The organism is Actinomadura chokoriensis (assembly GCF_039529475.1).
In the GTDB taxonomy this organism is placed as follows: Bacteria; Actinomycetota; Actinomycetes; order Streptosporangiales; family Streptosporangiaceae; genus Spirillospora; species Spirillospora bangladeshensis.
In genome coordinates this window covers 104,860-125,897 of record NZ_BAAAMW010000017.1, presented here as the reverse complement: position 1 = coordinate 125,897, position 21,038 = coordinate 104,860, and the positions used below count along the sequence as shown (strand labels likewise).

Sequence of the window (21,038 nt, the reverse complement as noted above, 5' to 3'; positions counted from 1 at the left end):
GCCTACAGTCCTTAGCGTTGAAGATTTCAACGTTAAGAGGTTCTGGAGGAGGCCATGGTGCGCGTCAAGGCCCTGGACCACGTGGTGCTCAACGTGGCGGACGTCGAGCAGGCGCTGGAGTTCTACACGGGCCCGCTCGGGCTCCGAGCCGAGCGCGTCGACGAGTGGCGGGCCGGGAAGGCGGGCTTCCCGACCCTCCGGATCAACGAGTCCACGATCATCGACCTGCTGGACGCCCCGCGCGACGGGGTGAACGTCCACCACTTCTGCCTCGCCGTCGAACCCCTGGACTGGCAGGAGCTGATCGAGTCGGGCGAGTTCACCGTCCTCAAGGGCCCGGTCGACCGGTTCGGCGCCCGCGGCATGGCGCGTTCGGTCTACGTCGAGGACCCGGACGGCAACGTCATCGAGCTGCGCTGGTACCCCGAGGACGCCGACCGATGAGCGCCACGACCGAGCAGAGCCCCGCGCGGGCCTGGCTGGGCGTCGCCGCCATCACGGCGAGCCTCTTCGTCTTCCTCACCACGGAACTGATGCCCGTCGGGCTGCTCACCCCGCTGAGCGAGAGCCTGGACATCTCCGTCGGCGTCGCCGGACTCATGGTGACCCTCTACGGCGTCTCCGCCGGCCTCGCCGTGACGTTCATCGTGGCGTGGACGCGGCGCGTCAACCGGCGCGTCCTGCTGTCCGCGCTGCTGGTCGTGCTCGCGCTGGGCAACCTGATCACGGCCGTCGCGCCGAACTACCCGGCGGTGCTGGCGACACGGCTCATCATGGGCTTCGCGAGCGGGGTGTTCTGGGCGATCGGCGTGAGCATGGCGATGCGCCTCGTCCCGGAACGGCACGCGAGCCGCGCGGCCGCCGTCGTGATGTCCGGCATCTCGATCGCCACGGTCGTCGGCGTCCCGCTCGGGACGATCCTGGAAGACCTCACGAGCTGGCGGACCACGTTCCTCATCTGGGCGGGGCTCAGCCTGCTCGTCCTGCTCGCCGTGGCCGCCGTCCTGCCGTCGCTGCCGTCGGCGAACGCGGTGTCGGTCCGGGAGGTCTTCGGCCTGCCGCGCCACAACGCGCGGCTGCGCCTCGTCCTCACCGCCGTCGTGCTGTTCGTCCTCGGCCACTTCGGCGCCTACACGTTCGTGCGCCCGTACCTTGAGGACACCGCGTCCGCCTCGGCCGTCTTCATCACCGTCGTGCTGATGCTCTTCGGCCTCGGCGGCGCGGTCGGCAACTTCATCGCCGGCTACACGGTGAACAAGAGCCTGCGGGGCAGCTTCATCGTCGGCTCCGTGGGCCTGGTGTCGTCCCTTCTCCTCCTGCCGGCGATCGGCGGAGGCAAGACGGGCGCCGTCATCGCGCTGATCCTCTGGGGCGTCTCGTTCGGCGTCGTGCAGCTCTCCCAGGTCAACATGACCCTGGCCGCCGCACCGGAGACGTTCGAGGCGGCGATGTCGCTCAACACGATGGCCTACAACACGTCCATCGCCCTGGGCGCCCTCTTCGGCGGCCTGTTCGCCGACCACCTGGGCGTCACGAACATCGCGTGGTTCGGCGTGATCCTCACAGGCGCGGCCCTACTCCTCATGGCGACCACAGGAGGCCGGACCTCCAACCCGTCCCCGGTGGAACCCACCCCCGAACTGGTCAAGAAGTAACTCGCCCAAGCCCCTGACCGCCGGGCCCGTCCCGGTGGTCAGGGCTTTCTGCCTGCAAGCGCCTGAACGGCGGCGCCAGGGCGCTCAGCCCGCCGTCCTGTAGACGAACCCCTCGATCGAGGTCACTGTCTCGGCGCGGTTGTAGCGGTGCCGCATGCAGTACCGCGTGGGGTACCAGCCCGAGCGCTCGTACGCCTGCGGCAGCTTGATCGGAACGCAGTGGTCGTCGATGGTGCCGTCGCGCAGTCCGTTGTACTGCGCGAGGTTCACCATCGGCTCGTAGAAGGTGACCTTGCCGTTCCAGATGCCGTAGATGAACGAGGACGTGAATTTTCCCCCATGGAATTCGGGGGCGGTCGTGTCGACCAGATGGTTGCCCATTCCGGGCTCGACGGCGTCGGTGTCCTCGTAGTCGGGGTGCCGGTACTTCGCGGCCGGGAGGATCTTGCCCTTGGGGTAGTCATCGCAGTTGGTGAGCTGCGGGCACGGCCCGGGGCGGATCGCCAGCCGCTCCGCTTCGGGATTCATGTAGAAATGGACGTCGAAATGCGGTACGTCCCATATGTGGGGAGGCATGTGCCCCATCGGGTTCCAGTTCGCCAGGACGTAGGTGAACGGCGAGTCGACCCTCTTCTTGAACTTCGGGCTCAGATGGAGGGCCCTCTCGTGCCCGCCCGTGCATTCATGGTGCTGGTCGACGGTGCCGTCGCCGTTCTTGTCGTAGCACCAGATCCCGCTGGTGGGCGGTTCGTACGGAAGACCGTCGTAAGTACCGTCCTCGGCGAGGAGCCCGATGACCAGCGGTTTCTTCCCTCTCGTCTGCGAGAACGCGGTGAGCCTCCCGTTCCCGAGGGGCGCGCTCTGCCCGTACTGCGCACACGGCCCGGGGTAGGAGAGGGAACGGGCGAGCAGCTTGCCGACAGCCCGCTTCGGCACCTGCACGGTCTTCTCGGTATGCGGGGCGCTCTTCGGTACCACGCAGACCGTGACATGCGGGCCGGCGGCCCCCATGGCGGGTTCCGCGCCGAATGCGACCGGCATTCCCGCGATCAACAGAAGCCCGGTCGCGCTCCGTGCGACCATCTGCCGACTCCAGAAAGACATACCCGCCCCCGGTGATCGCCGTGGAGATTCGTCAGCCGGATTCAAGAATGAGAAGTGCTGATCACCCCGTCAAGTGCACGGGAGGGGACAAGGCCCTGTCAACGAAAGACCTTTACCCGAGTCGCCGGGTGGGGCGGGGGCCGTTGAAGAGGATCGCAGGCATTGACGGGCGGCCACAGGGCCATGGTCCCGGCCGCGAAGCAGCTGTAGGACGCCGTCATCAGCGCAGGATGCTGGCGGATAATCTGCGCCCCGCGGACGAAGCCGACTTCGAGGCCGATCAGGCGCATCTGTCGCGCCGGGCCCGCCTGCGCGCCCTCGACGTGCTCCTGGCGGTCGTGCTCGTCGCCGGGAACATGCTCAGGGATCGGCCGGACTTCACGCTGCCCTTCGTGGCGTCCTGCCTGGTGGGGGTCGCGCTGGGGGTGCTGGTCGCGCTGCGGCGGCTGTGGCCCCGGCGCGTGCTCACGGCCGCCGTGGCGCTCTCGTGCGTCGCGATCGTGAGCGGTGTGCTGTGGGATCCGTCGCGTCCATCGAGCATCCGAGGCGGTCGGCCCGCGCCCTCGCCGTGACCGTCGCCGCGGTGATCGCCGAGGTCGTCCATTCCCGACACGGCCGGCGGTCGGCGTCGCCTGGACGGCGGCGGCCTGGCTGCTGCTCGCCTGCGGCTGGCTCGCCGGCCACCTGCTGCGGCGCCGCAGGTGGAACGCGGCGTGGCTGGCCGAGATGCGGCGCCTGCTCGACATGCTCCGCCACGACCCCGCGCCGGGCGTCGACCTCACCCAGCCGGGCATCGACGGGCTCCATGACCTGGCCCGGCAGGTCAGGGCCGCCGGAGTCGACGTCGACCTCGCGGTGTCCGGCGAACAGCCGCTCCCCGAAGCGGTCCAGCTCACCGTCTACCGGATCGTCCAGGAGGCCCTCACCAACGTCGTCAAGCACGCGGCCCCGACCCGCTGCCGGGCCACCCGCCTCCAGCCGCGACAGAGCGGGCGAGACGGGAACGCCCGCCGGTGCGTCCACCGGCGGGCGTCCTTCGTGCTTCGGGTCAGGAACCGATCAGCTTGGCGTAGACGATCAGGTTGTCCTTGTAGTGGCCGATCTTCGGGTCGAAGGCGCCGCCGCACGTCACCAGCCGCAGGGACGCGTGGTCGAGCGCCTCACCGAACACCTTCTTGTGCGGGAAGGCGTCCTTGTCGACGCGCTGGGCCTGCTGGACGGCGAACGTCGCGGTGGACCCGTCCTTGCGGGACACCGCGATCTTGTCGCCGGGCTTCAGGTCCTTCAGCCGGTAGAACACCGCGGGCTTGCCGTTGGCGTCGACGTGGCCGAGGATCACCGACGGGCCGACCTCGCCCGGAGTGACGCCCTCGTCGTACCAGCCGGCCAGGTTCGGCTTGCTCAGCGGCGGCTCCTCGACGCGTCCGTCGGGCAGCAGCCCGACCGCGCCGACCGGAGCCGACACGCCGATCCGCGGGATGGCGATCTTCGTCGGCGGCGACTGCGACAGCGGATGGACGTTCGACGCGGGCGCGGTCGCGCCGGCCGTCGCCGTCGCCGCGGGCGTGGGCGCGCCGGAGGCGGCGGCGGTCCCGCCGTCGTCCCCGCCGCAGCCGCCGAGCAGCAGTCCGATGAGCAGCGCACCGGCCGCCGCGCTCGCGGCGCGGCGACCGGCGGCGGATGCGGGAAGTTCCGGCAACGTTACGACCGCTCCGCAGCCGAGCGGCGGCGCAGCACGATCGCGCCGAGGCCGACCGCCATCAGCGCGCCCCAGCCGGCGGCCAGCAGCGGCGCCGGGGAGTTCTGGTCGCGCATGTACATGCTGCCGTCACCGGTGTCGATGCGGCCGGTCGGGATCTTCGGCGTCTTCGGCGTCAGCGTGCCGCCGCCCTTGTTCCCGCCCTTGTCGCCCTTGTTGCCGTCGGCCTTGTCGGGCTGCGTGGTGAACTTGACCGAGCCGTAGTCCTTGCAGACCACCGTGGCGGTCGTCGGGTTCGGCAGGTTCTTGCGGAACGTGCCGGTGGCGGTCCAGGTGTTCTCACCGGCCTTCTTCACCGGCAGCGGGTTCTGCGTGTAGCCGTTGCTGGTGATGGACACCGACGTCGGGCAGGTCACCGTGAAGGTCGTCTTGTAGCCGGGCGCGACGCGGAGGCTGGACAGCTTCACCTTGTCGGGACCGAACTTGAACGCCGGCTCGTTGGGCGTGCCGGGGTCCTCGCCACCCGGGTTCTCGCCGCCGGGGTTCTCGTTGCCCGGGGTGACCTTGACCCACTTGGGCTGGTCGTCGCCGGGCTGCAGCTCGCACTTCAGAAGCGTGCCGTCCGCGGCCTTGCCCGTCTGGCCGATCATGTCCTTCTGGCAGAACTGGCCGTTCACGGGCGTGGTGTCCGCGAGCGCGGGGGCCGCCATTCCGAGCATCATGGATCCCGCAGCGATCCCCACCGCGGCCAGCCGACTTGCGCGCATTGCGTGCTCCTCTGTTCGGGGGCTTTCCGCGTCCCAGGCGAAGCGAGATGTGCCCATGCGATGGCGGGGGATGTGCCGCGGGCCGGCGGCTGGCATGCAGGGCTTCGTTGAACTACGAGCGCCACGGGAGACGGAAGAGAATGATGAGTCGGCAGCTTAGCGGGGTTTCACCGGCCTGCGAAGCGAAAAATGCCTGGTCGGGGGCTAATGGCCGGACCAGGTCATCTGCGGGGGTTGCGTAAACCCCTCCCGTCCCTGCGCGACTTCGCTATCCGCTCGCATCCGCTGATCAGCGGAAATAACGCAGAGTAAAAGCTCGACCTCGCTTGCCGCCACTAGGAAAATGCGCTCAAGTGAGAGGCTGTGGATGTTCACTCAGAGCGAAACCGCACGTCAACGAGGGGACGAGAACCGCCGACGACGGACGGGAAGGTCGTTGAAAAGTGAATCACCGATGGCTTCGGGATTGCGCTCGGTGATCGCCCCGATCGTGTGAATCGCGCCACATTCGACATTCGCTTCTCCGTCGGAAATGGTCGTCAGGTGGGCAGCGGCCGTTCATTGACTACATGCTTCATCACGAGGGTGGAGTTCAGCCGCTGTACACCTGGCAGTGCGCTCAGCACATCGTCCTCCAGCTCCTGATAGGCGGTCAGATCGGCGGTCACGATCCGCAGCAGGTAATCGGGATCGCCGAAGAGCCGCTGCGCCTGCACCACTTCGGGTACGCGCGCGACCGCCTCCTCGAAACCGAGCAGCGTTTCCCGGTCCTCCTGGCGCATGGTGACGAAAACGAGGGCCTGGAACGTCAGTCCGAGCGCCGCGGCGTCCACGACCGCCCGGTAGCCGCGGATGGTGCCGCTGCGTTCCAGTTCCCGCAGCCGCCGATGGCAGGGTGAGACGCTCAGCCCGACCCGGGCCGCCAGGTCGGTGATGGTCAGCCGCCCGTCCTCTTGGAGGACAGCAAGGATCTTCCGGTCGATCGCGTCCATGTAGAAGATCCTTCCACTTGCATGCCGGTTCAGAGGCAAAGTCAGGAACACCTTCTCGCCACCCGAGAATACGCTTCCCTCACGTGGCGGCCGGATAGGGAGGGGAAGCCATGGCGACCGGCTCCGTCCTCGCCTTCTGGGCGGTCGCGTTCCTGCTCATCGTCATGCCGGGCCCGGACTGGGCGTTCACCATCGGCGCCGGCCTGACCGGCCGCTCCGTCGTCCCCGCCGTGAGCGGACTGGTCGTCGGCTACGCCGCCGTCACCGCCATCGTCGCGGCCGGTGTCGGCGCGCTGGTCGCCGGCTCGGCGTCCGCGCTGACCGCCCTGACCCTGGTCGGCGGCGCCTACCTGGTCTGGCAGGGCGCCGCGACCCTCACCCACCCGGCCGCGGCCAGCACCGAACCCCAGGCCGGCACCGGCTGGCGCACCTTCCTGCGCGGCATAGGGGTCAGCGGCCTGAACCCCAAGGGCCTTCTGCTCTTCGTCGCCCTCCTGCCGCAGTTCACCGACCCCGACGACAGTTGGCCCATCGCGAGCCAGATCGGCGTCCTCGGCCTGACGTTCATGGCCACGTGTGCGGTCTGGTACCTCTGCCTGGGCGTCCTCACCAGAACCGTGCTGAACGGCCGTCCAGGCAAGACCCGCCTGATCAGCCGCCTCTCCGGCACCGCCATGACGGCCTTGGGCATCTACCTTCTCCTAGATCACTTCCTGACCTGATCAGCGTCCCGGCGCATCAGGTGCCGGGTCGATGCAGGAGTCCAGGTAGGGGCCCAGTTCCCGGGCGACGACCGTCAGCGGACGCACCGACTGCTCGGCCTTGGCCATCAGGATCGCGCCCTCCAGAGCGCCGACCATCAGCGTCGCGAGCGCGGCGGCCTTGCGGGACGGGACGCCCATGGCGGTCAGTTCCCGGGCGATCGGACGGCGCCAGGCGGCGAACGCGTCCGCGGCGGCGGCCCGGGTGGAGGCGACGGAGTCCGCGCAGTCGACCGTCGCCGCGGCGACCGGGCAGCCGCCCGCGAAGCCCTCCGTCCGGAACTCGTCCGTCCATTGCCGCACCATCGCCGCGAAGAGCCCGCTGGGGGAGGGACGGGACATGGAGGCCATGAAGCGGTCGATCCGTCCGGCCGCGTAGCGCCCGGCCCACGCCACGGCCTCGTTCACCACCTGCTCCTTGCCGCCGGGGAAGTAGTGCTGGAGCGACCCGCGCGGCGCGCCCGCGTGGGCGGCGACTTCGCGCAGGCCCGTGGCGGTGACGCCGTCCCGGCGGATGAGCTGCGCGGCGCTGAAGACCATCCGCTCGCGGGGGTCGCGATCCTCTGTTTCCGGCTTCACCTGGACCATTATCATGACCGCTGTCATAATCGGCAAGGTCGGTACGTCCCCACGAGCGCTCCGCCGCCACCCCTGTGCGGAGCGCCGTCCAGCCCGCGACCGGAGGCGACGGTGGACACGAACGTCGGATTCATCGGACTCGGCGTCATGGGACGCCCCATGGCGCTCAACCTGGCCCGCGCCGGCACCCGCCTGATCGTCTGGAACCGCACGCCCGCCCGAGCCGAGGCGCTGCGCACGGCCGGAGCAGTGGTGGCGTCCACCCCCACCGAGGTGTTCGGGCGCGCGGAGATCGTGCTCCTCATGCTGGCTCACGGCCCCGCGATCGACGCCACCCTGGGCCGCGGCACGCCGGATTTCGCCGCGAACGTCGCGGGACGCGTGATCGTCCACATGGGGACGACGTCCCCGGGCTACTCGCGCGACCTGGAGGCCGACGTCCGTGCGGCAGGCGGACGCTACGTCGAGGCGCCGGTATCCGGCTCACGGGGCCCAGCCGAAACGGGCGAACTCGTCGCAATGCTGGCGGGTGAGCCCGTCGTCGTCGACCTGGTCCGACCGCTGATCACGCCGATGTGCCACCAGACGTTCGTCTGCGGCCCCGTCCCGCAGGCGCTGCGGATGAAGCTGGCGGTCAACCTGTTCCTGATCACGATGGTCACCGGCCTGGCCGAGTCGTTCCACTTCGCCGACCGGCACGGCCTGGACCAGCGGCGGTTGCTGGACGTCCTGGACGCCGGCCCGATGGCGAGCACCGTCTCCCGCGCCAAGGCGCACAAACTCCTCAACCGCGACTTCTCCGTCCAGGCGTCCATCACCAACGTCCTGGACAACAACCGCCTCATCGCCGAAGCCGCACGCCAGGCGGGCATCGCCTCACCCGTCCTGGACGCCTGCCACGCCCTGTACCGCGAAACCCAGGAATTGGGCCACGGCCCGTCCGACATGGCCGCGGTAATCCACGCAATTCAGAACCACGACGCAATCCCGGAGGGCGGCCGCCACCGAAACCACTGACGTCGATAACCGCACTCACTGTCGTATTCCACGGCACCGCGGACCCGATGTTCCCGCCGTGACGTGCACCCGATCATGGTGGGGTTCTGCTGCCCTGACCGCCGCGCGAGCAGCGCGGCCGTGGATTTCGGCGGTGGTCGATCCACGACGCCGGCGTTTCCCTGCGTCTCCGATGCTGAGTGGAGGGTCAGGTTAGGCGGACTCGGGGGTCTATCACCGCGTAGAGGACGTCGACTATCAGGTTGAGGCCGACTATCGCGGCTGAGGTTATGAGGGTTACGCCCAGGACCATGGGGAGGTCGCCGCTCTTTACCGACGTCAGGGCCAGTTGGCCGAGACCGGGGATGCTGAAGGTGTTCTCTGTCAGTACAGCACCGCCCAATAAGAGGCCCAGGTCCAGGCCGAGGACGGTGATGATCGGGGTCAGCGTCGCGCGTAACGCGTGCTTGGTGACGACCGTCCGCTCGCGTAAGCCCTTGGCTCGGGCCGTGCGGATGTAGTCCTCGTTCATTGTCTCCAACATGCCCGCTCGGGTGAGGCGCGCGTACATCGCCGCGTAGAGGAACGCGAGCGTCACCCAGGGGAGGACGAGGGCCTGGAACCAGGTCACCGGGTCGTCGGTGAAGGGCCGGTAGCTCCCGCCGCCCGGGAAGATCTTCACGGTGTAGGAGAACAGGGCCATGGAGACCAGGCCGGTGAAGTAGATCGGCAGGGACACGCCGCTCAGCGCCATGATCATCGCCGTCCGGTCCCAGAGCGAGCCGCGGCGGAGGGCCGAGACGATGCCGGTGGCGATGCCGCCGGCCAGCCAGAGGATCGCGGCGCCGACCGCCAGGGACGCGGTGGCCGGGGCCCGGTCCAGGAGGGTGTCGAGCACCGGGCTGCTGCTGCGGTAGGAGTAGCCGAGGCACGGCGCCGGGCAGTGGTCGGTGACCGGGCCGGCGTCGTAGTCGGCCCCGGCGGCGATCGTCTTCACGTAGGTCGCGTACTGGACGATGATCGGCTCGTCCAGGCCGAGCCGTTCCTTGGTGGCCTCGACGGCCACGGGGTCCGCGGCCCGGCCGACGTAGGCGCGGGCGATCTGGTCGGTGGTCTGGCCCGCGAGCTTCGGGAGCCCGAAGAAGATCCCGAAGGTCACCAGGGTGACCAGCAGCAGCATGACGACGGCGCCGATCAGCCGCCGGACGAGGTAAGTGAGCATACGCACGGCCCCGGCCGCCGCCCGTGCGGGCCGGGGGCGGCTCGCCTCGGCGCGGCGGCATGATCATGTCGGATCAATCATGGTAGGCGCTCGTCCGGCGCGGCGCACGGGGCCGAGGTCAGCGGTCGGTCGGCGCGGTGTCGGTGAGGGGGCGGCCGACGATCTGCTGGAGGGTGGTGACGTACTCGTCGAAGGCGCGGCGGCCCTCCTTGGTGAGCTTGAACCAGGTGCGGGGGCGCTTGCCGACGTAGCCCTTGCGGATCTCGATGTAGCCGGCCTTCTCCAGGGCACTGGCGTGCTTCGACACGACCGAGTCGCTCATGTCGAGGCTGTCGCGGACGAAGGCGAACTCGGCTTCGGTCGCGGTCGCCAGCAGGGAGACGATCTGCAGCCGCGCCGGCGTGTGGATGACCGGGTCGAGGTTCATCGGGCGACCTTCCCGGCCAGCCGCGCCAGCACCAGGTTCTCGGCCGGACGGGTGGTCGCCGCCGCGTAGACGACGGTGACGGCGCCCGCGAGCGCCTTCTGCCAGACGGCCGAGTCGGTGAACGCGCCGGCGATCAGCGGGACCACGCCCCAGACGGCGAAGAGCGAGGCGATCCACAGGGCCATGAGGGTGCCGGCCTTCGGCGTCCACGTGCGCGGCCGGAACCTGATGCGCATCCGGGCGGAGAGCGTGGCGACCAGGGCGAGGAGGCCCGCGACGGCCCCGGCGGTGAGGACGATCTGGGCCGTCCCGTCCACCTCGGAGGCGACCGCGGCGGTGGTGCCCAGAGTGACTACGCCCGGGATGTACCACATCGGCAGCCGCTGCTCGGCGTAGGCCTGCTGCTGGGTCTGCTCGATCGCGGCGAGGGCCTCGGCTGCGTTGGTGAAGTCGTTCATGGGGGGATGCCTGCTTCCTTGAGAAGTACTTGCCAAATAGGAAAGTACTTTCTACTTTCCGATCCGTCAAGTACTTTCCCGGGAGTTGGCCGCCGCGGCCGGGCTCCGCCGCAGGTCTAGGCAAGGCGGGCCGCGCAAGGTATTACTTACTCGTCGGTAGTGGATCTTGGCCCCGGAGCCGCGCATGTCCCCGGCCCGGACGGGCCGAGACCGATCCGGCGCGCGGCACGCTCGGGTCGCTGCTCGGCGCCGGGTACAACGTCGTCACGTGGAACGCCCGCGGCTTCGGCTCCGGCGGCGAGGCCAACGTCGACGACCCGCGCGTCGAGGGCCGGGACGCGCAGGCGATCATCGACTGGATCGCCCGGCAGCCGGAGGTCCGGCTCGACCGGGCCGGGGACCCGCGGCTCGGCATGGCGGGCGGCAGCTACGGCGGCGGCATCCAGCTGGTCACCGCCGGGCTGGACCGGCGGGTGGACGCCATCGCGCCGACGATCGCCTTCAACAGCCTGCTCAACAGCCTCTACCCCGACCAGATCTTCCGCTCCGGCTGGGGGCTGCTGCTGTGCTCGGGCGGGCTCCAGTCCGGCAACCGGCTGTCCTGGCAGGTGACCAAGGGCTGCGTGACCGGCATGGCCAGCGGCACCGTCCCGAATGACGTCGCCGACTGGTTCGGCGCCCACGGCCCCGACTACCTGGTCGAGCGCATCACCGCGCCGACGCTGCTCCTGCAGGGCACGGTCGACACCCTGTTCCCCCTGCGCGAGGCCATCGCCAACTACAAGACGCTCGCGGCCAACGGCGTGCCGGTCAAGATGGTGTGGTTCTGCGGCGGGCACGGCGTCTGCTCCACCAACCCGGGCCCGGCCGACCACGTCACCAACGCCACCCTCGCCTGGTTCGACAAGCGCTGCCCGCCGTGGCCGCCCAGCCCGCGGCCAAGGCCGTCAACGTGCACCTCCCGGCTCCCGCCGGTTCCGCCCAGGCCGTCGGGACGCCGCAGGTCACGCTCCGCTACCGCGGCCTGGCCACCAAGCCGCGCACCTTCCTGTTCGCCCAGCTCGTGGACCGCAAGACCGGCGTCGTCATCGGCAACCAGGCCACGCCGATCCCGGTCGTCCTGGACGGCAGGCCGCGCACCGTCACCCGCGCCATCGAGGCGGTCTCCTGGGCCGTGGATCGCGGCAGCGACATCGATCTCCAGATCGTCCCCATCACCGGCCTGTTCGACTACCAGCGCGCGGCCGGTGCCGTGACGCTGACCGCCGACGTCACCGTCCCCCTCGCGTCGGGCCGGACCGCGACCGCCTAGCCCGCCCCCTCGTTGATCTGCGGCGTGTTGTTGTTTTCGACGCGCTCGTAACAACAACACGCCGCAGATCAACGTGACTCCGGGGGCGGGGGGCGGGGGGGGGCGGGAGCTGTCGGCGGTCGTCCGGTGATCGGCGACTTGCGCCGACGCCGCGTCCGCCGCCAGGTGCTGACCTGCTGGCGGTACAGGGGCGCCGACCTCGTCTCCACGAACTCGCGGAAATGTCGCTCTTCCGCGTCATCCATCGTCACCTCCGAATTGCCGTCCCCTTCAAGACGCTCGTTGCCTCGTTCCGCTATGCCTCGGTGCATGGTGCTTTCTGCGGTGCTTTCCCCGGGGCCCTTTTCCACGGCGGCGACGTTTGGTGAACGGTGTCGGACGCTCTGTGACGTCCGCGAAAGTTCCCGGACGTGTGGTGTTTTTGCCATCGGGTAGGCCGAAGCTGGTCGAAAGTCGACCTAGACTTTGCGCCCGGGGTCGCCACGGGTCATGATTTGCCTCACACAGGTCCCATAAGTAAGTAATTACCCCCTGTGTACGGCGCGCAACGCTGGGGGACGAGCAGGGGAGGTTTGTGTGGCGAACGAAGGTTCGACCACCAGTGGGCGCCCGTGGGCGGATCTGCCCAGGGAACTGGCAGATCACATGCGCCCCCACCTCGACGAGGTGGCGGACGACATGATCCAGGAGATCCAGACGCGCGTCAGGGAGTACGACCGGCCCGGGGACGGCTCCTACTCGGGGACCCTGCGCCTCGCCGTCGAGCGCGTCCTCCACTACTTCGTCGACCGGGTCGCCGACCCGGCGCACGACCCCGCCCCGGTGACCGACTTCTTCCGCGCCATCGGCCGCGGCGAGGCCGGCGAGGGCCGCAGCCTCGACGCGATGCAGACCGCGATGCGCGTCGGCGGCATGGTGGCGTGGCGCCGGATGACCGAGGGCGCCGAGGCGCTCCAGGTGTCGCCGCGCACGCTCGGCGCCGTCGGCGAGGTGCTGATGGAGTTCCAGGACGACCTGGCGCACGCCGCCGCCGAGGGGTTCTCCCAGGCCAAGGCCGCCGTCGCGGGCGAGATGCAGCGCCGCCGCAAGCGCCTGCTGGACCTGCTGTTCGCCGACCCGCCCGCCGCGCAGGAGGCCATCGCCGACCTCGCCGCCGCCGCGCACTGGCCGATCCCGCGGACGATCGCCGCGGTCGCGCTCGGCCGGCACCAGGACGCGAGGCAGCCGGCCTTCCCGCCGGACGTCCTCGCCGACCTGACCCGCCGCACCCCCAGCCTGATCATCCCCGACCCGGACGGCCCCGGCCGCGCCAAACTCGTCGACCGGGCCCTGTCCGGGACGCTCGCCGTCGTCGGCCCGACCGTCCCGCTGATGGAGGCGGCACGGTCCATACAGTGGGCGCGCAAGACGCTGTCGCTCGTCCAGCGCGGCGTGATCGAGGCGGACAGCGGCGTGATCCGCAGCGTGGAGCACATGTCCACGCTGATCCTCTTCCAGGACGAGGGCCTCATCACCTCGCTCGCCGACCTGCGCCTCGCCCCGCTCGCGCACCTGCGGCCGAGCCAGCAGGACCGGCTCGCCGAGACGCTGCTGGCCTGGCTCCAGTCGGGACGCAACGCCAACGAGGTCGCGATGCGGCTGCACGTCCACCCGCAGACCGTCCGGTACCGGCTGCGCCAGCTGGAGGAGCTGTTCGGTGACCAGCTGCTCGACCCGGACCTGCGCTTCGACCTGGAGATCGTGCTGCGCGCCCGCGCGCTGCTCGCCGACAACGCGGGCGAGCGGATCATCCCGCCGTCCCGCGAGGCGGTCGGCGACTCCGGCGAGGTCGTCAGCTTCCGCCGCACCTGAGCGGGCCCGCCCACCGGACCCGCCGCGCATCCGGCGCGGCGGGCTCTTCGCGGTCGCGGGCTGGTCGCGGGCTAGTTGCGGCGGGACGAGCGGAGCCGCTCGGCGGTGGCGACGCGTTCGGCGAGCCGTGTCTGGGCGTCGCAGAGCAGCCACAGCTCGCCCTCGTCCGCCGCGACGATCTGCTCGAGGCAGCCGTTGAGGAGCTGGTAGTCCGACAACTGGGTGACCCTCGTGGCGCGCAGGCCGTCGCCCGAGCGCTCGCTGTGCCAGCCGGGCATGCACATGATCACCGACATCGTCCGGGGCTCCCTCGGTCGGTCTATGGTAGGTCTACCATAGGACTACCAAGCATCGCCCACAACGCGTTCGGCAGAACCCCAAGAGGACGCCGGACCGGGTGGGATCTGTACGGTGTGAGATCAGTGCAATGACCCGGAGCAGGATCTGGTATGCCGCGACCCCCCACGAAGGCACAGGTGATCTCCAACGCGCTCGCCGCCCGCATCGTCGAGGGCGAGCTGGATCCGGGCGCGTGGCTGCCGTCCGAGCGGCGGCTGGCGAGCGAGTACGGCGCCGACCGCTCCACCGTCCGGCGGGCCCTGCGGATGCTGGCCGAGGCCGACCTCGTCCAGCTGCGGCACGGCGCGGGCGCGCAGGTCCGGACGGCGCCGAAGGTGCGGCGCGCGGCGGCCGACATCACCCGGCAGGTCGGCGAGTGGCGCGGTTTCCACGTGTCGGCGCAGAAGGGCGGGCGACGCCCGTTCACCCGCACCACCGTGACCGAGGTCGAGGCCGATGAGCGGCTCGCGCCCCGCCTGGACGTCCCCGTCGGGACGCGGGTCCTGGAGCGGGCGCGCGTCCAGGGCGTGGAGGGGGAGCCGCCCGTCCAGACGGCGACGACGTGGATCATCCCGGAGATCGTCGCCGAGATCCCCGTGCTGCGGGAGGTCAACACCGGCCCCGGCGGCCTCTACTCGCGGCTGGAGGAAACGGGCCGCCGGATCACGTTCGAGGAGTCGGTGACGTGCCGGCTTCCGCGCGCGGACGAGCAGGAGACGCTGCGGATCGGCCCGGAGCAGCCCGTCCTCACCCTGTGGCGCCGCGCCTACGACCAGGAGGACCGCGTCATCGAGGTCACCCACCGGGTGGTCGTCGGCGACCGGCACGAACTCGTCTACCGCTACGGGTCGGGAGCGTGAGCGACATGACCGAGGAGCCCGCCGTCCGCCAGGTCGGCACGCGGATCGTCTACGAGAACCCGTGGATGGTCGTCCGCGAGGACGAGGTCGAGCGGCTGGACGGCTCGCGCGGCATCTACGGCGTCATCGACAAACCCGACTTCGTGCTGGTCATCCCGCTGGAGGGCGACGGGTTCCACCTCGTCGAGGAGTACCGGTACCCGATCGGCAGGCGCACGTGGAGCTTCCCGCAGGGCTCGCTCCCCGGCCGCCGGGACGCCGACCCCGAGGAGCTGGCCCGCCTCGAACTCGCCCAGGAGACGGGCCTGCGCGCCGGGACGCTGACGCACCTCGGCCGCCTGAACTGCTCGCACGGGACGAGCGGGCAGGGCTTCAACATCTTCGTCGCGTCCGACCTGGAGGCCGGGGAGACCGACCGGGAGCCCGAGGAGCAGGACATGCGGCAGAAGTGGTTCTCCCGCGCCGAGTTCAAGGCGCTGATCCGGGAGGGCCGCATCACCGACGACTCGACCATCGCCGCCTACGCCCTGCTCATCATGGACGAGACGGGCTGAAGCAGTCCGCCGACCGGTCGATGGGCCGCCGTTCGAGGATCTCCCGGGCCCGGGCCCGGGCGAGGTTGGCGCTCATCGCCGGCTCGTTCTCGGTCGTCTCGAAGGCGATCTGGCGCAGCGCGCACGTCCGCGCCGGCTCGGGGAGCCGGTCCAGGGCGGGCACGGCGTCGGCGGACAGGTCCCGCAGGTACGGGACGTCGATCTTGCCGGTGTCCTTGTAGCGGGCGACGTTGTGCTCGGCGATGAACCCGTCCGGGTTGAGCAGCGCCAGGAGCAGCATCGCGACCGCGCCGCTCGCCGCGACCGCCCGCGGCAGCCACGCGACGCGCCCCTTGACCACCCCGGCGGCGGCGACGAGGACCACGACGAAGCCGAGCCACAGCTCGAACGCGTGCACCCACAGCCGCAGCCTCGTCCAGCCGAACGTCTGCTCGTACAGGTAGAGGCGCCGCAGCGCGACCGCGACGACGACGAGCGTCAGCGCGCACAGCAGCCCCAGCAGGACGCGGACGGTCGCGCGATCGCCCCCGTTCCCGGACGGCGCGTACCGCTTGGCGATGGCGACGACCACGAGTACGAGCACGGTCACGACGACGAGCTGGAAGAACCCCTGCCGCGCGTACTCGGCATAGGTGAGCCCGGTCGAGCGCAGCAGCTCGTCCTTGTCGTCGGCGAGGAACACCCCGGCCTGGATCGCGCAGAACACCAGGAACAGCAGGTCGAGCGCCGCGATCGGCACCGCCCACGACCAGCGCCCGGCGGGCTTGCCGGGCTCGGGGGCCAGCATGCGGAGCGGCGGCGGCGACTGCCCGAGGTACGCCCCTGCGGACGCCAGCACCAGCGTCGCGGCGCCCGTGAACCCGTACACGATCACCGACACCGGCGACACCTCGGGGACGAGCCCGGAGGCGATGCTGCCGAACGCCGCGTCCGCCCCGACGAACAGCGCCCCGAACACCGCGAGCAGCCCGCCCGCGATCAGGGCCGTCCGGATGGCGGGCCACCAGTTGCTCTTCTCGGACGTCACCGCCCCGTACGCACCGCGTCCCGCCCACGGCAGCATGGCCCCCGCCGCCGGCACGACCGCGAGCCCACCGAACAGGACCTCCGGCCAAGACCGTCCCCCGGACACCGCGTACGACCCGACCGCGAAGGCGAGCAGCAGCGCCGGAACAACGACCCACTCGGCCTCCCGGAACGCCGCGATGCCCGACAGCCCCACAGCGAGCAGCCCGAACACGACCGCAGTCCGATTGACCCGCCCCTTCCGCACGAGCCGCCCCGCCGACCAGGCGGACGCCGCCGCCACGTAAGCGACGGCCGCGGCCGCGATGACGACCCCGACCCCGAGCAACCCCTCCCGAAGCTGAGGCCCGACCGCAACGGCCCCGATGACCCCCGCGATCAGAACACCGGCGACGAGCGCCGGCGACATGGGCCGGGCAGGCCGCCGCCAAGCCTTGAGCGCCCTCTCGAACTTTGTGGGCTGGTAGACGAACTGAGGCGGCGGCACATACCCGGCGCGAGCCCCATACGGCACCACCCCCCGCACAGGCTCCAGACGAGCCCCCGCATAACCCGCACCGGCGAGAGGCGACCCCTCGGGCGGCACGAACCCACCTCCACCGACCGGCACACCACCGGCCCCGGACGGTGCTGCCGCTGCTGCGAGCGGCTGCCCGCCACTCGCACCGGCTGACGCGGTGGCCGCCTCGCCCTTCCCTGTGGTGCTCTCGCCGGCCGGTGCCGCGGCCGCTCCCGGCGTCCCGGGGCTCTGGCCGGCTGGAGCGGCGCCTGCGCCATCCGGCGTTCCGGCGCTCTCGCCAGTTGACGCGGCGGAGGCTCCATCCGGCTTCTCGACCGGCTTTGCGGTCGGTTCGGACGGCGGTTCGGCGGGTGGGGGCGTCATGTGGGGTCTCCGATGTTCGGGGGGATCATGACCCGGATGCGGCAGCCGATCGGGGTGTCCAGGACGGTGATGTCGCCGCCGTGCAGGTCGGTGGCCCAGCTTGCGATGGCGAGGCCGAGGCCGGTGCCGCCGCCGGGTGTCCCCGGGCCGGACACCGAGCCGCGGGAGAAGCGCTCGAAGACGCGGGCGCGCTCTTCGGGGGGAATGCCGGGTCCCTCATCGGTCACTTCGATGACCAGGCCGCCGGGCTGGTTCACGGGACGCGCGGTGACGGTGACCGGACGGCCGTCCGGGCCGTGCCGGGCCGCGTTGTCGAGCAGGTTCGCGACGACCTGGTGCAGCCGGTCGCGGTCGGCCACGGCGTGCAGGCCGGGCGTGACGTCCGTTTCGAACAGGGCCTCCGGGTGGCTGGCGCGGGCCTCGGCCGTGACGTCGTCCACGAACGCGGCGACGTCGATGTCGGACGGGTTCAGCACCGCGGCCCCCGCCTCGACCCGCGACAGGTCGAGGAGCTGCGTGACGAGCCGTCCGAGCCGCTCGGTCTGGTCGAGCGCCGTTTCGAGGACGTCCGGCGTCGCGGGCGTGACCCCGTCCGCGACGTTCTCCAGGACGGCCCGCAGCGCGCTGATCGGCGTGCGCAGCTCGTGCGACACGTTGGCGACGAACTCGCGGCGCTGCCGCTCGACCTCGGCGAGGTCGGCGGCCATCCGGTTGAACGCCTGCGCCAGCTCGCCGACCTCGTCCCGCGACGTGGCGCGCACCCGGCGGCTGTAGTCGCCGCGCGCCATCGCCCGCGCCGCCGCCGTCATCTCCCGCAGCGGCGCCGTCATCCCGTGCGCGAGCAGCTGTATCACGACCACCGAGATCAGCACGCCGACCGGCATCGTCTGCCGCGCGCGGAACCCCATCGGGTAGCCCCACAGCACGATCAGGACGGCGACGCACGCGGTCACGACGACCACCACGCCGAACTTCACCTTGATCGACCGGAGCGGGTCGAGCGGCCGGGGCAGCCTTGCCCACAGCCTGTGGACGACTGCGGTCATGACACGACCTCCAGGCTGTAGCCCACCCCGTGCACCGTCCGGATCAGCCCCTGCCCGAGTTTCCGGCGCAACGCCTTCACGTGGCTGTCGACGACACGGGTTCCGGAGGCGTCCGCCCAGTCCCACACCTGCTCCAGCAGGACGGCGCGGGTGAGCACCGCCCCCCGGTTCCGCAGCAGGCAGGTCAGCAGGTCGAACTCGGTCGGGGTCAGGTGGACCTCGCGTCCGTCCCGCCGGACCCGCCGGGCCCGCTCGTCGACCTCCAGCTCCCCGACCCGGACCGCCCCGCCGCCCGCCGCGTCCATCGCGGGACGCTCGACCCGCCGCAGCACCGCGCGGATGCGGGCGACGAGTTCGCGCATGCTGAACGGCTTGGTCACGTAGTCGTCGGCGCCGACGCCGAGCCCCACGAGCAGGTCGGTCTCGTCGTCCCGCGCCGTCAGCATCAGCACGGGCACGGGACGCTCCGCCTGGACGCGCCGGCACACCTCCAGCCCGTCGAACCCGGGCAGCATCACGTCCAGGACGATGAGGTGCGGCTCGAAGGCGTGCGCGCGCTCGACGGCCGACGGCCCGTCCCCGGCCACCTCGACGGCGAACCCCTCGGCCGCCAGCCGGTCCGCCACGGCCCGCGCGATCGTCGGCTCGTCCTCGACCACCAAGACCCGAGTCTCGTTCCCAGTCACGCCCCAGACTCTAAGAGCCCGCTATGCGCACAACGAGCTGGAAATGTGCAGGACTCGTGAAGATCACACCGGCTCGTGGCATCAGCGGAGCACATGCCCGAACCGGCACCACACGGGCATGCCCGGCGACGCAGGTGACCACAGCGACGCCGCGCACGCCCGCACGGGCACGACAGACCGCAACGGCGGCGTGAGGATCGCCTGCGGCGTATCGGGGGTTCCAGGGGTGGCCCCCTGGGGGTTACGGCCCGATGGGCCAGAGGTGGACGGGTTCGTTGGCGCGCATGTGCTCCGCGTACGAGCGGACCATCATCCTCAGGGCGTCATGGCGCGGGGTGCCGTAGGACTCCTCGATGGCGTCGACGGTGGCGATCTGCCAGGCGGCGCCGGTCCGGCCGGTGACGCAGCGGCGCTCGATGATGCCGAGGAGCCGGTCGCGGCGGGCGGGGTCGACGCCCCAGCGGTCGAGGCCCTCGTGGGCGAGCGGCAGCAGTTTGCGGAGGACGAGTTCGGCGGCGGGGACCTCGCCCATGCCGGGCCAGTACTGGGTGGCGTCGAGGCCGTCGCGGGCGGCGCGGTGGAGGTTCTCCTCGGCGGTGGCGAAGGACATGCGGGTCCAGACGGGGCGGTCGTCCTCGGCGAGCATCCGGACGACGCCGTAGTAGAAGGCGCCGTTGGCGACGACGTCGGCGACGGTCGGCCCGGCGGGCAGCACGCGGTTCTCGACGCGCAGGTGGGGGCGGCCTTTGACGACCGCGTAGATGGGACGGTTCCAGCGGTAGATCGTCCCGTTGTGGAGGGTGAGTTCGCCGAGTTCGGGGATGCCGCCCTCGTCCAGGACGTCGCGGGGCTCCTCGTCGTCGCAGAGCGGCAGCAGGGACGGGAAGTAGCGGGTGTTCTCCTCGAACAGGTCGAAGACGGAGGTGATCCAGCGTTCGCCGAACCAGACGCGGGGCCGGACGCCCTGCGTCTTCAGCTCGTCGGGGCGGGTGTCGGTGGCCTGCTCGAACAGGGTGATCCGGGTCTCGTGCCAGAGCCGGTGCCCGAACAGGAACGGCGAGTTCGCGCCCATCGCGACCTGGGCGCCGGCGATGGCCTGGGCGGCGTTCCAGTAGGCGCCGAACTGGTCGGGGCTGACCTGGAGGTGGAACTGGACGCTGGTGCAGGCGGCCTCGGGGATGATCGTGTCGGCGTGCATGTGGAGCGGCTCGTGCCCGGGGATGTCGATGCGCATCTCCTCGCCGCGCGCCGCGAAGATCTGGTCGTTCAGCATCTTGTAGCGGGCGTTGGAGGAGAGGGTCTCCTCTCCGATGTCCGAGCGCCGCAGGGTCGGCAGGATGCCGATCATGACGAGCCCGCCGCCGACCTCGTTGGCGCGGTGGTCGGCGTGCTGGAGGTGGTCGCGGACCTCGGCCTCCAGCTCGCCGGTGCCCTCCCCGCCGAGTTCGCGGGGCGGGATGTTGATCTCCAGGTTGAACTGGCCGAGCTCCGTTGCCCAGGCCGGGTCGGCGATCGCCTTGAGGACGTCCGCGTTGCGCATCAGCGGATCGCCGATCGCGTCGATCAGGTTCAGTTCGATCTCCAGGCCGATATGGGGTCGCTCGAAGTCGAACTGGGATTCGCCCAGCATGCGGGCCAGCACGTCGAGGCACCTGCGTACCTTCTCGCGATACCGCCGCCGGTCCTCGCCGCTGATGGTGACCGAAGCCACGTCCCTGCCCATGTGTCCGTCCCTGTGCTTCGGAGGAACCGTCATAAAACGGGATGTCCCGGTGAGTGAAGGTGAAAACCCGGCACTCGCTTTTCGGGCCTCCCCAGTTG

Annotated in this window: 22 protein-coding genes and 1 pseudogene; 10 read left to right on the top strand and 13 right to left on the bottom strand. The window is 70.8% G+C overall.

Features of this window, described 5'->3' with window-relative positions; all coding sequences use genetic code 11:
* Positions 1-54: 54 nt before the first annotated feature.
* Both ABFX46_RS30275 and ABFX46_RS30270 read left to right on the top strand, forming a co-directional pair.
* Complete coding sequence (locus ABFX46_RS30275) at positions 55-444, top strand: VOC family protein (RefSeq protein WP_346047333.1); 390 nt, start codon at positions 55-57, stop codon at positions 442-444.
* Complete coding sequence (locus ABFX46_RS30270) at positions 441-1,655, top strand: MFS transporter (protein WP_346047332.1); 1,215 nt, start codon at positions 441-443, stop codon at positions 1,653-1,655. The genes ABFX46_RS30275 and ABFX46_RS30270 overlap by 4 nt, the downstream gene beginning before the upstream one ends.
* Before the next feature lie 84 nt (positions 1,656-1,739).
* Here the strand turns inward: ABFX46_RS30270 and ABFX46_RS30265 are convergent, their stop codons facing one another.
* The gene (locus tag ABFX46_RS30265) at positions 1,740-2,696 is read right to left on the bottom strand and encodes a hypothetical protein (protein ID WP_346047331.1); all 957 of its coding nucleotides are present in this window, start codon (positions 2,694-2,696) and stop codon (positions 1,740-1,742) included.
* A gap of 293 nt (positions 2,697-2,989) precedes the next feature.
* On the opposite strand from ABFX46_RS30265, the gene ABFX46_RS30260 reads away from it, so the two are divergent.
* On the top strand, positions 2,990-3,331 hold the full coding sequence (locus ABFX46_RS30260) for a hypothetical protein (RefSeq protein ID WP_346047330.1): 342 nt from the start codon (positions 2,990-2,992) through the stop codon (positions 3,329-3,331).
* 476 nt (positions 3,332-3,807) lie between these two features.
* On the opposite strand, the gene ABFX46_RS30255 is transcribed toward ABFX46_RS30260, so the two are convergent.
* The 3 genes from ABFX46_RS30255 to ABFX46_RS30245 all read right to left on the bottom strand — a co-directional run bounded on the left by ABFX46_RS30255 (position 3,808) and on the right by ABFX46_RS30245 (position 6,217).
* A complete protein-coding gene (locus tag ABFX46_RS30255; RefSeq protein WP_346047329.1) occupies positions 3,808-4,458 on the bottom strand; it encodes a class F sortase in 651 nt (216 codons plus the stop codon).
* A 2-nt stretch (positions 4,459-4,460) separates the two neighbouring features.
* A complete protein-coding gene (locus ABFX46_RS30250; protein WP_346047328.1) occupies positions 4,461-5,225 on the bottom strand; it encodes a hypothetical protein in 765 nt (254 codons plus the stop codon).
* A gap of 539 nt (positions 5,226-5,764) precedes the next feature.
* Positions 5,765-6,217, bottom strand: coding sequence for an Lrp/AsnC family transcriptional regulator (locus ABFX46_RS30245; RefSeq protein ID WP_346047327.1), 453 nt, complete (start codon positions 6,215-6,217; stop codon positions 5,765-5,767).
* 110 nt (positions 6,218-6,327) lie between these two features.
* Here ABFX46_RS30245 and ABFX46_RS30240 point away from each other — a divergent pair, with 110 nt between their 5' ends.
* Positions 6,328-6,939 carry a LysE family translocator gene (locus ABFX46_RS30240; RefSeq protein WP_346047326.1) on the top strand — a complete coding sequence of 204 codons (612 nt, stop codon included), beginning with the start codon at positions 6,328-6,330 and terminating at the stop codon, positions 6,937-6,939.
* On the opposite strand, the gene ABFX46_RS30235 is transcribed toward ABFX46_RS30240, so the two are convergent.
* On the bottom strand, positions 6,940-7,557 hold the full coding sequence (locus tag ABFX46_RS30235) for a TetR/AcrR family transcriptional regulator (RefSeq protein ID WP_346047325.1): 618 nt from the start codon (positions 7,555-7,557) through the stop codon (positions 6,940-6,942).
* A 111-nt stretch (positions 7,558-7,668) separates the two neighbouring features.
* On the opposite strand from ABFX46_RS30235, the gene ABFX46_RS30230 reads away from it, so the two are divergent.
* Positions 7,669-8,574 carry an NAD(P)-dependent oxidoreductase gene (locus ABFX46_RS30230; RefSeq protein WP_346047324.1) on the top strand — a complete coding sequence of 302 codons (906 nt, stop codon included), beginning with the start codon at positions 7,669-7,671 and terminating at the stop codon, positions 8,572-8,574.
* A 187-nt stretch (positions 8,575-8,761) separates the two neighbouring features.
* Here ABFX46_RS30230 and ABFX46_RS30225 read toward each other — a convergent pair whose 3' ends face one another.
* The 3 genes from ABFX46_RS30225 to ABFX46_RS30215 form a co-directional block, all read right to left on the bottom strand.
* Entirely contained in the window at positions 8,762-9,775 is a 1,014-nt protein-coding gene (locus ABFX46_RS30225) for an ABC transporter permease (protein WP_346047370.1), read from the bottom strand.
* A gap of 118 nt (positions 9,776-9,893) precedes the next feature.
* On the bottom strand, positions 9,894-10,202 hold the full coding sequence (locus ABFX46_RS30220) for a winged helix-turn-helix domain-containing protein (RefSeq protein WP_346047323.1): 309 nt from the start codon (positions 10,200-10,202) through the stop codon (positions 9,894-9,896).
* Positions 10,199-10,660, bottom strand: coding sequence for a hypothetical protein (locus ABFX46_RS30215; RefSeq protein ID WP_346047322.1), 462 nt, complete (start codon positions 10,658-10,660; stop codon positions 10,199-10,201). The genes ABFX46_RS30220 and ABFX46_RS30215 overlap by 4 nt, the downstream gene beginning before the upstream one ends.
* A 29-nt stretch (positions 10,661-10,689) precedes the next feature.
* Here ABFX46_RS30215 and ABFX46_RS30210 point away from each other — a divergent pair.
* The 3 genes and pseudogenes from ABFX46_RS30210 to ABFX46_RS30200 all read left to right on the top strand — a co-directional run.
* A pseudogene (locus ABFX46_RS30210) lies at positions 10,690-11,439 on the top strand (CocE/NonD family hydrolase); the annotation flags it as partial.
* Between the two features lie 140 nt (positions 11,440-11,579).
* Positions 11,580-11,972 carry a hypothetical protein gene (locus ABFX46_RS30205; RefSeq protein ID WP_346047371.1) on the top strand — a complete coding sequence of 131 codons (393 nt, stop codon included), beginning with the start codon at positions 11,580-11,582 and terminating at the stop codon, positions 11,970-11,972.
* Positions 11,973-12,548: 576 nt separating this feature from the next.
* The gene (locus tag ABFX46_RS30200; protein WP_346047321.1) at positions 12,549-13,823 is read left to right on the top strand and encodes a PucR-like N-terminal domain-containing protein; all 1,275 of its coding nucleotides are present in this window, start codon (positions 12,549-12,551) and stop codon (positions 13,821-13,823) included.
* 71 nt (positions 13,824-13,894) lie between these two features.
* On the opposite strand, the gene ABFX46_RS30195 is transcribed toward ABFX46_RS30200, so the two are convergent.
* Positions 13,895-14,119: a hypothetical protein gene (locus ABFX46_RS30195; RefSeq protein WP_163055224.1), complete on the bottom strand. Its 225-nt coding sequence runs from the start codon at positions 14,117-14,119 to the stop codon at positions 13,895-13,897.
* Positions 14,120-14,272: 153 nt separating this feature from the next.
* Here ABFX46_RS30195 and ABFX46_RS30190 point away from each other — a divergent pair, with 153 nt between their 5' ends.
* Positions 14,273-15,022 carry a GntR family transcriptional regulator gene (locus tag ABFX46_RS30190; protein WP_346047320.1) on the top strand — a complete coding sequence of 250 codons (750 nt, stop codon included), beginning with the start codon at positions 14,273-14,275 and terminating at the stop codon, positions 15,020-15,022.
* A gap of 5 nt (positions 15,023-15,027) precedes the next feature.
* Entirely contained in the window at positions 15,028-15,576 is a 549-nt protein-coding gene (locus tag ABFX46_RS30185) for an NUDIX domain-containing protein (RefSeq protein WP_346047319.1), read from the top strand.
* Here ABFX46_RS30185 and ABFX46_RS30180 read toward each other — a convergent pair.
* The 4 genes from ABFX46_RS30180 to ABFX46_RS30165 all read right to left on the bottom strand — a co-directional run bounded on the left by ABFX46_RS30180 (position 15,557) and on the right by ABFX46_RS30165 (position 20,940).
* The gene (locus tag ABFX46_RS30180) at positions 15,557-16,930 is read right to left on the bottom strand and encodes a DUF4153 domain-containing protein (RefSeq protein ID WP_346047318.1); all 1,374 of its coding nucleotides are present in this window, start codon (positions 16,928-16,930) and stop codon (positions 15,557-15,559) included. The genes ABFX46_RS30185 and ABFX46_RS30180 overlap by 20 nt on opposite strands.
* A gap of 551 nt (positions 16,931-17,481) precedes the next feature.
* Positions 17,482-18,531 carry a HAMP domain-containing sensor histidine kinase gene (locus ABFX46_RS30175; RefSeq protein ID WP_346047317.1) on the bottom strand — a complete coding sequence of 350 codons (1,050 nt, stop codon included), beginning with the start codon at positions 18,529-18,531 and terminating at the stop codon, positions 17,482-17,484.
* Complete coding sequence (locus ABFX46_RS30170; RefSeq protein ID WP_346047316.1) at positions 18,528-19,217, bottom strand: response regulator transcription factor; 690 nt, start codon at positions 19,215-19,217, stop codon at positions 18,528-18,530. The genes ABFX46_RS30175 and ABFX46_RS30170 overlap by 4 nt, the downstream gene beginning before the upstream one ends.
* 241 nt (positions 19,218-19,458) lie before the next feature.
* Complete coding sequence (locus tag ABFX46_RS30165) at positions 19,459-20,940, bottom strand: glutamate-cysteine ligase family protein (RefSeq protein WP_346047315.1); 1,482 nt, start codon at positions 20,938-20,940, stop codon at positions 19,459-19,461.
* Positions 20,941-21,038 lie beyond the last annotated feature (98 nt).

Bases quoted from the DNA above. Each gene is read 5' to 3' on its own strand.
- ABFX46_RS30275 (WP_346047333.1), top strand. From the start codon at position 55: ATGGTGCGCGTCAAGGCCCTGGACCACGTGGTGCTCAACGTGGCGGAC.
- ABFX46_RS30270 (WP_346047332.1), top strand. From the start codon at position 441: ATGAGCGCCACGACCGAGCAGAGCCCCGCGCGGGCCTGGCTGGGCGTC.
- ABFX46_RS30265 (WP_346047331.1), bottom strand. From the start codon at position 2,696: ATGCCGGTCGCATTCGGCGCGGAACCCGCCATGGGGGCCGCCGGCCCG.
- ABFX46_RS30260 (WP_346047330.1), top strand. From the start codon at position 2,990: ATGCTGGCGGATAATCTGCGCCCCGCGGACGAAGCCGACTTCGAGGCC.
- ABFX46_RS30250 (WP_346047328.1), bottom strand. From the start codon at position 5,225: ATGCGCGCAAGTCGGCTGGCCGCGGTGGGGATCGCTGCGGGATCCATG.
- ABFX46_RS30245 (WP_346047327.1), bottom strand. From the start codon at position 6,217: ATGGACGCGATCGACCGGAAGATCCTTGCTGTCCTCCAAGAGGACGGG.
- ABFX46_RS30240 (WP_346047326.1), top strand. From the start codon at position 6,328: ATGGCGACCGGCTCCGTCCTCGCCTTCTGGGCGGTCGCGTTCCTGCTC.
- ABFX46_RS30225 (WP_346047370.1), bottom strand. From the start codon at position 9,775: ATGCTCACTTACCTCGTCCGGCGGCTGATCGGCGCCGTCGTCATGCTG.
- ABFX46_RS30220 (WP_346047323.1), bottom strand. From the start codon at position 10,202: ATGAACCTCGACCCGGTCATCCACACGCCGGCGCGGCTGCAGATCGTC.
- ABFX46_RS30215 (WP_346047322.1), bottom strand. From the start codon at position 10,660: ATGAACGACTTCACCAACGCAGCCGAGGCCCTCGCCGCGATCGAGCAG.
- ABFX46_RS30195 (WP_163055224.1), bottom strand. From the start codon at position 14,119: ATGTCGGTGATCATGTGCATGCCCGGCTGGCACAGCGAGCGCTCGGGC.
- ABFX46_RS30190 (WP_346047320.1), top strand. From the start codon at position 14,273: ATGCCGCGACCCCCCACGAAGGCACAGGTGATCTCCAACGCGCTCGCC.
- ABFX46_RS30185 (WP_346047319.1), top strand. From the start codon at position 15,028: ATGACCGAGGAGCCCGCCGTCCGCCAGGTCGGCACGCGGATCGTCTAC.
- ABFX46_RS30175 (WP_346047317.1), bottom strand. From the start codon at position 18,531: ATGACCGCAGTCGTCCACAGGCTGTGGGCAAGGCTGCCCCGGCCGCTC.
- ABFX46_RS30165 (WP_346047315.1), bottom strand. From the start codon at position 20,940: ATGGGCAGGGACGTGGCTTCGGTCACCATCAGCGGCGAGGACCGGCGG.